Genomic DNA, 12,614 nt, shown 5'->3' with positions numbered 1-12,614 from the left:
CATAATAAAAGCGTACAGCATGATGAATGCAGGACCAATGCATTTTATAGCACATCTACAAGCAATGAAAAAGAAGAAGGAACTTTCCTGAGCTAGGAGCTTTCCTTCTTCTTTTACTATACAGCATTTCCCATTTATACATAAGAACCACAGTACTACATTGCATCTCTTATGCTATGAATACTCACACATTATTCCTGGTGATTTCGTTCATGAATATACGCTTCAAAGTCCTTTACGCATAATGGCCTGGAATAATAATATCCCTGTATTTCATCACAGCCATGCGCCTTTAAAAAGGCAACCTCATCCTCCTGCTCGATTCCCTCCGCAACACTGTGGATACCAAGCGTTTTCGCAAGACTCAGAACACCGCCGACAATATCCCTGGCACGCTGTGTATTGCCATGATTCGTCTGGAAGAACACCTGATCCAGCTTAATCGTATCAATTGGTATGTCCTTAAGCATATTCAAAGAGGAATAACCGCTGCCAAAATCATCCATAGAAATACGGAAGCCATAGGAACGCAGCTCCTGAATGATGGCAAACAGCTCCGTACTGCGATCAAATATAACACTTTCTGTAATCTCAATTTCCAGCTGCTGCGCTGAGACTGCATTGCGCTCCACAATATCCAGCACACGCTTTGCAAAGCCCGGACGGAAAATATACATTCTGGAGACATTGATGGAAATACGCAGAGAAGGATATGTGTCCTGCCAGCCTTTCAGCAGCTTGCAGACCTCATCCATCATATACATATCGAGCTGTTCCAGAAAGCCGTTGCGTTCAAATAACGGTATGAACTGATACGGCGGCAGCATTCCAAACATCGAGGAATCCCAGCGTACCAGCGCCTCCGCACTATGAACAATTCCATCACACAGGGTAACCTTTGGCTGCAGATATACCTTGAACTCCTTGTTCTTGAGCGCCTGCTCCATCTGACCCTCCAGACGCTTCTGATGCAGCATCGTCGCATACATCTCCTCACTGAAGAAGGTACAATGCTGTTTCTTTTCTGATTTTCCCAACGTTTTCGCATGCACACAGCGATCATGGCATGGAGAAAATTCCCGGTCAGCTTCCTGCAGCAGATACACTCCTGCATAGAAATCTGCCTTAAACTGCTCTCTTTGCTTACGCATATGCTCCTGTATCTTGAACATGAGCATATCATAGCGCTCCGCTATGCTTTCTCGGTTACGCATTTTCCATAATACAATGAAACGATCAGCCGATATTCTCGCACACCGCTCATCATGCGTGCAGTTTTCCTCACATAGCCGCATGGTAGTAATCAACAGCTGATCTCCGCCCTGATAACCATACAGCTCATTCAATAGCTTAAAATCACTGACATCGAATTCAATCAGTGCATAATCCTTACCCAGACCTTTATCCAGCAGTAGCTGCACATCCATACGAAATTTGTTGTAATTATAGTGTGAGGTAAGATCATCATAGAATACCACCTTATCAATTTTCTTTTCATTTCGCATTCTTGACATATATAAATAAAAGATGATAGCACTTAGAACCAGCGCAACCAGAAACCAGGTCGCCGCCGCAATCAGAATCACATTATTGATCTGGCTGGTAACCACATTAACCGGAACGACGGAAAATACATACCAATTATTATAGCCCAGTGGCTCATAGGCAAGATAGCGGTCCTCACCATTTACAGACCTGAATTTTACAATACCACTTTTCTGCTGCCGTAGCCGTTCCGTACTGAACGCATCGTAAAATGTGAGCTGATTCAGATTATGCATCTGCTGGCTGGCATTGGGACTATTGGAATTCAGAACGATATTTCCATCATTATCTCCAATCGCACTAAATCCTTTACCATCATACAAATCCATCAGCAGTTTATCTGCCAGATCCTTTGTTTTACTCGAAGCAAACAGAACATTTTTTATACTGCCGTCATCGCCTCGAACCGGAACAGCAAATACATTCAGATCATAGCCGCCGATTTTATCATGCAAGGTATCAGAAAAGGATGCATTCCCTTTTAATGCCTGTTTAAAATAATCACGGTCTCCTACATAAAACTGCACGCCATCCGTGGTCAGGCAGTTTCCTTTTTCGTCCGTGATTCCATATCGCATAAATTCACTGTTTTCACTGGCCGTCATGAGCGCATGAAGCAGCTGCTTGGTATCTGTGGTATGCTCATTTTGAAGCATATAGGAGATATTTTCCAGGGTTGACATATGATCGTGAATCCGTATTTCCACCGCCGTTGTAGTAGAAGCTGCTATTTCCTGAACATTGTTTTTTAAATCGGTTATCAGGCTATCCCGTATCCGATTGATATAAAACCCCGCGATGCAGGCAAGAAACAGGAGACTGACGACAGCTATTGCAATCGCCTGTTTGATGGATCCATGCTTTTTCATATTCCGGCTGCCTCCCTTCTTCTACTACATTTATGTTTAATTTTATTTTATGGAAAGGATAAACTCCCCTTTTTTTGTTACATCCCTATTATAAGGTCATTTTAACGCATATACAACTGAAATTTGTCCAACCCTCTCTAGAAAATCATTTTATGAAAGGGATTGTGCAGTTTTTTATTTACTGAACAGATCAAACCTGTCTGGTGTAATAAATTTATCCGGTGAAATAGCGGACAGATTAAAACCATTAGATAGATCCATATGTTTGTATAAGCTAGCTTATCCGATTAAATGAAATTGTCAGAAGGAATAAAATCGCCAGATAGTATAAATTTGTATGGATGAAATGAAACTGCCAGACAGGATAATACTGCCGAATAGGATCAAATTACCAGATAATATAAAACCACAATATAAAACTGCAGATTGTACTATATAAACAATCTGCAGTCTGCCTTTCTTACGGGTGCATTCCACCTCCCTGTCCACCCCCTCGCATACCGCCACTTCCATAAAGGGTGATCGTATCATTGACTGTAAGGGATGTCAGTTTAGTGCCGCCATCAGCTTTCGTAACAACACCGTTTTGTACTTTAGCCGGCGTACCTCCCACATAAACCTCATATGTGCTGCCCTTGCTCAGCGCAGAAGAACTAAGGACTACATTCTGCCAGCTTTTTGCAGGAGAAACTCCCAATATCAGATTACCATCCGTGTCCTGTATATACAAAATAGTATTCGCTGACTGTACTGTATCCGCATTGATCATTAAAGAAACCTGTTTACTGGATGAGGAAGGCGCCATTGCCATATCACTGCTTCCAGCAGCAAGCAGAGTACCGCCGTTCATAGTAAAGCTGCCATCATAATCCAAAGCACCGTCTCCTCCACCGGTGGGTCCCATAACAACCAGCGTTCCATCATTCATAACGATATCCTGATTGCTATCCACTCCATCTCCATTGGCATCGACATAGATCGTTCCACCGTCAATCGTAAGCAGCGGATTTCCAAGCTCACCAGCCGCATTGATACCGTCATCACTTGCCTGGATGGATATATTCCCGCCTTGAAGTGTGATTGTATTTCCCTCCAGACCTTCATAGGATTGTTTCACCTCTATACTTCCTTTATAAACAGTAAGCGTATCATCCGCATGAATGCCGTCATCATCACTGGACAGCGTATAGGTGCCATCCCGGATTTCCACATCGCCATTGGCATGCAAAGCATCATCATGTGCACTGATTGTATAGCTTCCCTGATACAGTATGAGATTTTCCCCAGCTTTGATTCCCTTCTGACTCTTTTCAGAAGTTTCATCATGATCAGTGAATGCTCCCCATGGCTGCTGTGCAGATGAGGAACTCACCTTGTTCACACTGCCGCCTCCGCTGGTTATCGTAAAGCTGCCATCATAGATCAGCAAGTCCGCAGCACTCTGTATCCCGTCCTGCTGTGCCTTTATGGTAAAGATCCCCTGTTCGATGCTCAGATTTCCTTTTTTCTCCTCATTGGTAGTAACAATGCCATCCCCCTGTGCTGTAACATGATAGCTGCCCTTATAAATCAGCAGCTCATCCTTCGCCTTGATTCCATCATTTTCAGCAGTAATCTGCAGATTGGCATTCACCAGCTTCAGAGTATCCTTGCACTGTATCCCGTTCTTATAGGAGGCATCTATTTGTAACAGTCCCTCCCCGTTAATCGTCAGATCAGCCTTGGAAAACAGAGCAGCGCTTGGTTCCTCCTTCGCATCCACTGTATACGAAGCTGAATCCTTCAGCGTGCTAACAGTCCCTTTCGAAAGGGAGATAATCACCTTCTCTGCCTGCTTTACATACACAGGTGCACTATCCTTACTTTGTATATTTGCATTATCCAAAACGATACGGACAACGGCATCCTTTGCGTCCACGATGACAGAACCATTTTGCAGTGTACCACTAAGCTGATACGTACCGGCCTTCGTTATCTTCACGTCACCGCTTTGCTCATTTAGCTGTATCTGCTGTGCATCGCTGATATTTGTATAATAATCATCAGTATCCAGAGAAAGCTTACTGCTGGATTCTGTTGTAGAAGCCTTTGTTGTCTGTGCAGATGTTGTCTGTGTTTCCTGAACATTCTGACACCCTGCAAGAAGCAGTGTCCCTGCCAGCAATGCGGCTATCCATGCTGCTTTATTATAACTCATGCTGCATCGCCTGCCTTTTTGCCACAATAATATTCAGATTGCCATTGCGGCAGCGAATATCATCCACCATTTTCTTCTCCTGCTTAACTTCCTTCAATTCCGCATGATAGGTCAGCTCCAGCATGGCGCCAAGCTGAATCGTTTTTACACGTACAAGCTCTGCCTGTTTACAATAACACGCAAAGATATCGTCAAATATTTCTGTGTAATCCAAATCCTCCGGAATTACGATTTTCAATTCCTTATACAGTAACAAATCCCGAGGCTGCAGCACAGCAAACAGCAGCCAGGCACTGATACTGACAACAATGGTCATGAAGGCCGCAAAGCTGACATAGCCCATACCGATTGCCAGGCCAATTGCCATGGAAAAGAAAATGAATAGAATTTCCTTACTGCTGCCGGGTAAGGAGCGAAAGCGGACAAGCGAGAATGCTCCAACGACCGCGATTCCGGTACCGAGATTACCATTGACCATCATAATGACAAATTGGACAAGAGATGGCAGCAGAGCCAGTGTAACGGTAAAGCTGTGAGAGGAATACCCCAGCCTTCGGTAAAACCAGGCGATGACAATTCCCATAGCAAGCGCACTGCTGCAGCAGATTACTCCATCTAAGATTGTCAGTCCCTGTTCCAGATTCAGGATGCTCGTAAACATAATAATTCTCCTTTTTCTTTTTTATAAAATACCTGTCCTACCTTGGAAAAGGAGGTAGGATACAGCTTTTCATCTGATAAAGCTCTGCTCAGCCAGAGCGGATAGCAGCGAACGGCCTTGATTTCCAAGAGAAGCATATCCGTAGGAAATAAGCTTTCATTATACGCATTGTCCGCAAGGCATAGCTGCTCAAAGCGGCTGCGAATATGTGCATCAATCGTGATGCGAAGCTGAGGCTCCTGTATACCAACATAGGAAATACGATCATATGCCAAAAAAATTCTAGGCTGCACCTGATATTGCCGCAGTGTATAGGACAGCTCCTTTTCAATTTGTCCGGTTTTCAGACTTGGCTTGTTTAAAAACGCCATGCAGTCCTTATAACGCAGCTGCATTCTGCGCTTGCAGACCGTTGCCGCATATTTTCGTTTGATTTCCAAGAAGACAGAAGCCTCATCAGAAAGGATAGGCTCATAGCTGCGGATGCGCAGTTTTTCCTTAAAGGGCGGCTTTTCCATAGAACGATGAATCAGATCGAAGCGTTCCGTATCCAGATACAGATTATAAATGGAGCTGGCCGGATAGATATCCTCTGAGATATAGGAACGGATGCGGTTCAGTAAACTTGTACACTGCTTTGCATCCAGCAGATATTTCTTTTCAATTCTCTGTATGACCTGTGTCATATTTATCACCTCGGCTATAGCTTACATAAGGTGAACGGATTTCTCATGACGGAAATATGAATTTTTTGTGAAATGAACGATAAATTCTATTAGAAACCTGCTACAATGGTTACAGATTACAGAAAAAGGAGAAGATTATGGACGTATTTCAACAAAAAACAAAAATTGTGCAGTATGCAACGGTGAAGGAATTCCTGCAGGCGTTTTCCTTTCAAAGAGATGATTACATACTCGCAAGTCGCAGTATCTATGAGACCTTTTTTCAGGATGCCGATAGTCAGGCACATGTCGTATACCACAGTGATTACGGCAGAGGCGAGCCGGATGATCAAATGCTGGATGCCATGCTGAAGGATATGCGAAGGGTACAGCCCAAACGCATTATTGCCATCGGAGGAGGCAGTGTCATAGATTGTGCCAAGCTGTTTGTATTTAAGGGTGCTGCCAGTGCACAGGATATGTTTTTGCAGAACTGTGCATTGGATAAATGCAGGGAGCTGATAGCCATTCCAACTACCTGCGGCTCCGGCTCGGAAGTCAGCCGTATTTCCATCTGTGAGCTGACAGCGCTGCAGACGAAGCTTGGATTAGCTGTCGATGCTTTGTATCCCGACCAGGCTGTTTTAATTCCCGAGCTGTTATCCAGGCTGCCGTTTTTCTACTTTGTGACAAGCGGCATTGATGCATTGATTCATGCGAGTGAATCCTACGTATCACCAAAATCCAACGCCTATACACAGTTGTTCAGTAAGGAGGCAATTCGTCTGCTGCTGCACGGCTTTCAGATTATCGCCAAGGAGGGGAAAGAGGCACGTCTGGCACTTTTGGATGACTTTATGCGGGCAAGCAATTTTGCAGGGATTGCATTCGGCAATACCGGTACCGGTGCGATCCATGCACTAAGCTATCCGCTCTCCGGTATTTATCACGTAACACACGGAGAAGCGAATTATCAATTCTTCACAGCGGTTTTTCAAAAATATGAAAATCTGAAGCAGGATAGTGTAAGAGCTGTAAAGGAGCTGTTCTGTGATGCGCTTTCCTGTACGAGTGAGGAAGTATTTCCACAAATGGAGGCTTTGTTTTCTTCACTGCTGCCCAAAAGACCGTTACGGGAATATGGCATGCAGGAGGCTGAAATCACAGCCTTCACAGATAGCGTCATTAAAACTCAGCAGCGGCTGCTTACCAACAGTGCAGTCCCACTCTCAAAAGAGGATATTCAGGATATCTATCAGGCTTTGTATTAACCCTGCATAATTCTCTAGTATGTATTTAACCCTGTATATCCTGTATGATATCGGTATAAAATGCTATTGATTTGTTTAATTATCCATCCTGTAAAACTTGTATGAAGCCTATACTTTTATTTATCCTGTCATATCCTGCCTTATGATGAATCTGGTATGTTACAGGGCTAACCCTTTTTTATCTGCTTGTATTGACCTAACACATATACAAAAAAACTCCATCCTTAGCAGTCGCATGCTTACGCTTTTCTCATTATTTCTGTATTTGATACAAATCCCTATATGGAAAGATGCACGAAACAGTTTTTGAGTAAGACCCTGATTGTTATGAAAGGAGTTTTTTATATGAATTACTGACTGTACGCAGAGAATTGTTATGGCAACAAGTCTGTTGAGCTATCCTTACGTTTGCTACTTAGCCACTTTCTGTTAACCAATCTAAATCTGCATCTAGGGTGCAGCTATATACAAAAGAAGTTATATAATTCTATTATTGACATATGCAAATAACAGGCGTATGATAGATGCGAGGAGCTGATAAGATGCCAAGACCATGTAAAAAGAAATGTGTATCTTCCCTTCCTGCCTATTCTGCTTTTATTCCAACAGAAGGAAAGATTCCTGCCAGTCATATCAATATGAGCATTGAGGAATACGAAACCCTGCGGCTTATTGACTATGTAGGGTTGAATCAGGCAGAATGTGCGCAGCGTATGATGACCAGCAGAGGCAGTGTACAGCTGCTATATGATGAGGCAAGATGCAAGCTGGCACGCTTTCTTGTGGAGGGCAGTGCTATTACAATTACCGGGGGTAATTATCAGCTTGACCTTACAAATAAACCTACAGGAGATGATACGATGAAAATAGCAGTTACGTATGAAAACGGACAGGTGTTTCAGCATTTTGGACACACACAGATGTTTAAGCTTTATGAGATAAAGGATCATGAAATTACAGCAACAGAGCTGCTTGATACCAAGGGAAGCGGACACAGCGCTCTGGTTACCTTATTGAAAGCAAACCAGGTGGATACACTGATTTGCGGCGGTATTGGAGGCGGTGCCAAGAATGCCCTGGCAGAAGCCGGTATTCAACTGTATGGCGGTGCCTGCGGAGCTGCTGATGCACAGGTGGCATCCTTTCTAAACGGCAGTCTGCAATACAACCCGGATGTGCACTGCTCTCACCATGGAGAGGGACATACCTGCAAAACCCATGAGGGACATGGACATTCCTGCGGATCCACGCATCTATAAGAGTGGATTCATTAGAAAACAAATAAAAAAGACTGTCATCCGTTGTGATTTTCTATTTGTTATAGAATACCAATCGCTATCAGAACAGTCTTTTTTTATTGCGTAAAATATCAGCAGTCGAAAGTATTCATCCTTAAAGACGATATTTTGAAGGAAGCTAGTACATACTTTTTATAAGCTCATATTTATTTTTTGAGTAAATCATGAAAATTGTTTTGAAATTCCTGGTTGTCTTCCTGCGAAAGATGATGCATATAATCCTCTTGTTTCCAATCATCCATATAACCGGATAAAATATGGTCCGGACATTCATATCCGAGCTTCCGTGCAATATGAACAGCGAAATCGTTGAAGGCACTGCCTCCTGCAGTGATGATATTTTCAGACTCTACGACAGGTGCAGCGATGAAATTCTGCTCCTCTATAAATGGAAATTGCTCTCTCATTTCAACAAACAGGGAATCCGTATAGCGTTTTCCCTGTAGCAAGCCTGCCTGTGCCAGAAATACCGGCCCTGAACAAATCGCTCCAATCAGGAAATCAGTATTATCACGAAAGGATTCTAAAAACATCTTCAGCTTTTGATTATGGATAGCATCACGAATATCACTGCACCCTGGAAGTATCAGACATTTATAGTCTTCTGCATGAAATTCAGAGCAAGTTTTATCCGGCAATACACTTACACCCTCCTCACTTTGAACAGGTTCTTTATCCGTGTATACAATGTCAGTCATGATTTCATAATTCCAGCGAAATAAATACATCAGGTTTGTAACCTCCTGCAAACTAAACTGTGGATACACCAGTACTGCAATCCTTTTTTCCATCATTTTTCCTCCCTTTTGCTATTTTCTTTACTATACCATAAAGAAGACAGCTTTCATAGATACTGCATATGAATCCCTTAGCACTGCAGACTGCGCTCACCACAAACTGTCATGATACTAGGAGAGCTTTTTCAGCCTTTATACAGTATTATTCTAATCATTTGCTATTTCAAATAAATTGAAAAACGCCTTATATAAAAGGCGCTGTTTTCTATATCCTTTTTCGATGGAAGGGCGAATAGCTGAAGGCTGCATAAAGCTGCCCGATTCCTTGCTAGACCTCCCCTTTTACATCATATCCGGTATCTTCGATTGCCTGGGAAATAGCGGCAGCATTTGTCTGCTGCTCATCAAATTCCACCTCTGCAATTCCTGAATCAGCACTTGCCCTACAGGCTGTCACACCAGCGATATTCATAACTGCCTTATTGACGCGCTGTTCACAGTGCTGACACATCATACCCTCTACCTGAAACGTTTTTTTCATATGATCACTCCTATCTTTTTATCATCATAGCATACTTTTAACAGAATTTCCTGTTATTTACTCTGCATACCGTCTGTATGACAGCCATCTAAGACAGTATGCACAGCCAGTCCATAGCTTATACAACAGCATGATAACAGCTTTCAAACAATATACGAAACCCCAGCAAACCATAAAGGCATAAGCGGTATACAATATGCAAGCTCTGTTTGATTTATACTCTCTGTGGAATGGGTAAGAGTCCAGAACGATATAAGAAAGTAATCCAATGCCCTTCTACTGCATAGCTCAGGAGGGCATAACAGCATACAGATGAATGAAATGATAGCTGATTTCCTGAAATGCTCACCTGAAATTATTCTGTGATTGTAAAAGTGCTGTTGTATTTACAAGGCTTGTTCACAGAAACAAATCGTTGTTTTTTCTCGTTTCACAGGCCTTTTTCAGCTTTTTGACAGAAGCAGCCAGCAACAGCTTATGCAGACTGCGGGCATGCATGGGACAGATTGCAATGCAGCGCATACACGAAATACAGGTATCTGTATCCGTTTTATTCGGATGCTCCCTGGAAATAGCCTGCACTGGACATTTTGCGGCACACAGACCACAGGAGGTACAACGCTTATCCGTGAGCGGCTTCAATGGTACACCGCCATAGCTTTTATACGGATGATTGCCTGGTACGAAAAGCTGTGTTCCGGAATCAATTTCGTTTTTCAGGTGTTCCTTTACTGCACAGCCAAAGGCTGCAAGCTCCTTTTGATCCTGTGCATCCGGACGTGCAGTACCATATACATGCATGATGGAATGCTCTGCAACAGCGGCAACCGCTGCCCTGCATACAAATCCACAGGCCTGCGCACTTTCCTTCATTTCCAGAAGGGTATCCTCATAAGCACGGTTACCATAGCTGCAGATCAGAATGGCCGCAGCATGATTTCCCTGAATTGCCTGCAGACGCTGCAATGCCGCCTCTGGTGCTCTCCCCCCATAGGATGGCATCGCAATGATGCAGATATCCTTCTCACATAACGGCGTATTTTTTCCTGTGCAATCAGGATTACTGAGATCGATTTCGATAACCTCCTCTTTCCACTCCTTACAAAAAGCATGAACGATATGCTCTGTACCACCACAGGGACTAAATATCATAGCATAACAGGACATATAATGTCTCCTTTCTTTTGCCGGGATACAGACTCATCATGGCTTCTGTCAGCCTCCACAAATGTGCAATAGTTGGAAAGCTCTGCTGTTTGAATCAGGATGTTTGCGCTCCCTTGCGTATGGCGATGATACCTGTCTTCTTCATCAGCAACACCATACCATGAGGCGGCTACGGCTGTTCTTGAAATACCTGTGTATTTTATCCTATCCGCACGCCACCTTCACCATGTAATCAGCATGAAAATCATCAGCCGTCTTATTCATTACCAACAGCAGCCATTATTGCCCGCAGAAACTCAAAAGCGTTCCATAGCAGATACACCCTATCCTTGAGAACCTTAGAATTCCCTTTTTTCTTTTGTCAATATCCATTGTCCATTATACGGCAACACGATGAAAGAAACAATATACGTTAAGTAATTCTGGTGTTATGCCTTATCTATGCGTTATGTGATAAAGTCACGGAACTTTCTGTTCGCGAATTGTATGCTTATTGCGTAAGATAAAGCAAGAAGGAGGTCATTCATATGACAATACATGTAACAAGTAACAATTACGAAAATGAAGTTATGAACAGCAAGGAGCCGGTTCTGATTGATTTCTATGCAGACTGGTGCGGACCCTGCCAGATGCTGAAGCCGGTAATCGAACAGCTGAGTGATGAGGCTGCACATACCAAGGTCGTAAAAATCAATATTGATGAGGAACCACAGCTAGCCGGTATGTTTCAGGTTATGAGCATCCCAACCCTTGTCTATATGCAGGACGGATCCATTCAGGGAAGCATCAGCGGCTACCACTCCCTGGGTCAGCTCAAATCCTGGATTGGGGAATAAAGCAATGCTGTTTTTCAAACAACGGCAGGAAATCCCTACCCTTTCCATGTCGGAAGGTGTCGCATTAAAGAGAAATCATCCGGATATCTGTCTGATGGATGTAAGAACACCAAGAGAATTTGCGCAGGGACATCTGCAGGGAAGTATCAATGTGCCGCTGCAGCAGCTGCATGAGGTAAAAAACAAAATGCCTGATCTGCAGACAAGCATCCTGGTCTACTGCCATAGCGGTTCCAGAAGCCGCAGGGCAGCCATGACGTTACAAAAATACGGCTATGCCTCAGTGAAAGACCTTGGCGGTATCATGCACTGGAATGGAAAACAGGTAAAGAGCTGATTATAATACAGCAGACACAGTGAAATGTACATGCTTATGCGTCTGAAACAGTACAAGGATATCCCTCTGGCTGAACCAGGATATATAAACTATTAAGGAAGCTTTCATTTTCTTCAATGATGCTATTAAAACAATAGTAAAGCATTTGATAATCTGTATGATGCTTCCTTGTAGGACTGTCTCTTTCCTGTCACAAAAAAAGACCTGCGTATCCCTTATGATATGCAGGTTTTCCTATTACTGTAGGGATGATGCTTTTTGAAATTGAGATGTGTAAAAGTAACCGATATACGTATATCCCTGTTCCATCAGCCTTTGTAAAGCTGCTTTATCCGTATTCCATTGTTCAAAGGTGTCGTATGCTTCTTGTCTGATGTTATAAAAAAATATTTTACTGCCTCTTAACATCGTACACACATATTGTCCATCCAGCAATCCGATTCCAATAGAACCGCAATGCGCTGTTTCCCTATACTTCTGCCAGTTCATT

12 protein-coding genes are annotated in these 12,614 nt (G+C 43.2%); 4 read left to right on the top strand and 8 right to left on the bottom strand.

Annotated elements, in window-relative coordinates; genetic code table 11:
* Positions 1-191 precede the first annotated feature (191 nt).
* The 4 genes from GKZ87_06910 to GKZ87_06895 form a co-directional block, all read right to left on the bottom strand.
* Positions 192-2,414, bottom strand: coding sequence for an EAL domain-containing protein (locus GKZ87_06910; protein ID QSI25234.1), 2,223 nt, complete (start codon positions 2,412-2,414; stop codon positions 192-194).
* Between the two features lie 460 nt (positions 2,415-2,874).
* Positions 2,875-4,611 (bottom strand): carbohydrate-binding domain-containing protein, encoded by a 1,737-nt coding sequence (locus GKZ87_06905; GenBank protein QSI25233.1) that lies wholly within the window; start codon positions 4,609-4,611, stop codon positions 2,875-2,877.
* Entirely contained in the window at positions 4,601-5,272 is a 672-nt protein-coding gene (locus tag GKZ87_06900) for a DUF4956 domain-containing protein (GenBank protein QSI25232.1), read from the bottom strand. Before GKZ87_06900 ends, GKZ87_06905 begins: the two co-directional genes overlap by 11 nt.
* Positions 5,254-5,958, bottom strand: a complete 705-nt coding sequence (locus GKZ87_06895) for a VTC domain-containing protein (protein ID QSI25231.1) — start codon at positions 5,956-5,958, stop codon at positions 5,254-5,256. The genes GKZ87_06900 and GKZ87_06895 overlap by 19 nt, the downstream gene beginning before the upstream one ends.
* Positions 5,959-6,095: 137 nt before the next feature.
* Between GKZ87_06895 and GKZ87_06890 the strand changes: the two genes are divergently transcribed.
* Together GKZ87_06890 and GKZ87_06885 are read left to right on the top strand one after the other, a co-directional pair.
* The gene (locus GKZ87_06890) at positions 6,096-7,208 is read left to right on the top strand and encodes an iron-containing alcohol dehydrogenase (protein ID QSI25230.1); all 1,113 of its coding nucleotides are present in this window, start codon (positions 6,096-6,098) and stop codon (positions 7,206-7,208) included.
* 542 nt (positions 7,209-7,750) lie between these two features.
* On the top strand, positions 7,751-8,467 hold the full coding sequence (locus tag GKZ87_06885) for a DUF134 domain-containing protein (protein QSI25229.1): 717 nt from the start codon (positions 7,751-7,753) through the stop codon (positions 8,465-8,467).
* Between the two features lie 185 nt (positions 8,468-8,652).
* On the opposite strand, the gene GKZ87_06880 is transcribed toward GKZ87_06885, so the two are convergent.
* The 3 genes from GKZ87_06880 to GKZ87_06870 form a co-directional block, all read right to left on the bottom strand.
* Positions 8,653-9,297 carry a DJ-1/PfpI family protein gene (locus GKZ87_06880; GenBank protein ID QSI27908.1) on the bottom strand — a complete coding sequence of 215 codons (645 nt, stop codon included), beginning with the start codon at positions 9,295-9,297 and terminating at the stop codon, positions 8,653-8,655.
* A gap of 274 nt (positions 9,298-9,571) precedes the next feature.
* Positions 9,572-9,784: a copper ion binding protein gene (locus tag GKZ87_06875; protein ID QSI25228.1), complete on the bottom strand. Its 213-nt coding sequence runs from the start codon at positions 9,782-9,784 to the stop codon at positions 9,572-9,574.
* A gap of 399 nt (positions 9,785-10,183) precedes the next feature.
* Entirely contained in the window at positions 10,184-10,951 is a 768-nt protein-coding gene (locus GKZ87_06870; protein ID QSI25227.1) for a 4Fe-4S dicluster domain-containing protein, read from the bottom strand.
* A gap of 527 nt (positions 10,952-11,478) precedes the next feature.
* On the opposite strand from GKZ87_06870, the gene trxA reads away from it, so the two are divergent.
* Both trxA and GKZ87_06860 read left to right on the top strand, forming a co-directional pair.
* Positions 11,479-11,787 carry a thioredoxin gene (gene trxA / locus GKZ87_06865; protein QSI25226.1) on the top strand — a complete coding sequence of 103 codons (309 nt, stop codon included), beginning with the start codon at positions 11,479-11,481 and terminating at the stop codon, positions 11,785-11,787.
* Between the two features lie 4 nt (positions 11,788-11,791).
* Entirely contained in the window at positions 11,792-12,124 is a 333-nt protein-coding gene (locus GKZ87_06860; GenBank protein QSI25225.1) for a rhodanese-like domain-containing protein, read from the top strand.
* Between the two features lie 237 nt (positions 12,125-12,361).
* On the opposite strand, the gene GKZ87_06855 is transcribed toward GKZ87_06860, so the two are convergent.
* Positions 12,362-12,613 (bottom strand): hypothetical protein, encoded by a 252-nt coding sequence (locus GKZ87_06855; protein ID QSI25224.1) that lies wholly within the window; start codon positions 12,611-12,613, stop codon positions 12,362-12,364.
* Between the last annotated feature and the right edge of the window lies 1 nt (position 12,614).

The sequence above is a fragment of the Erysipelotrichaceae bacterium 66202529 genome (assembly GCA_017161075.1).
Lineage (GTDB): Bacteria > Bacillota_I > Bacilli_A > Erysipelotrichales > Erysipelotrichaceae > Clostridium_AQ.
The sequence above is the reverse complement of the archived record's forward strand: the minus strand, read 5'-3'. Positions and strand labels throughout refer to the sequence as shown.